General features: G+C 40.0%; 1 pseudogene. It reads right to left on the bottom strand.

Going from position 1 to position 240, the window contains the following annotated elements:
- Positions 1-240 (bottom strand): annotated as a pseudogene (locus SCA31_RS25335) (DNA topoisomerase IV subunit B); the annotation flags it as partial.

The raw sequence follows: 240 nt of genomic DNA, 5'->3' as shown, positions 1-240 counted from the left end.
ACGAACTCTTTTAATCCTCCTTCAGAATGGAAAACTTCCGCAGGAAATGATCCGTCTTCGTTAGGGTTTCTCTCATCAACAAGGGTTATTGTAATTCCTTTATTAAGGAACGCCAGTTCACGTAATCTTGTTGCAAGAGTATCATAATTGTAAACTGTTTCCTGAAAGATTGTACTGTCCGGCTGGAAGAAAACTTCTGTTCCTCTTTCGTCGGTAGTTCCTATTTCAGCAACATCTGCA

It is taken from the genome of Chryseobacterium sp. SIMBA_028 (assembly GCF_046535285.1).
Taxonomy (GTDB): domain Bacteria; phylum Bacteroidota; class Bacteroidia; order Flavobacteriales; family Weeksellaceae; genus Chryseobacterium.
This window is presented reverse-complemented; position numbering and strand designations above follow the sequence as displayed.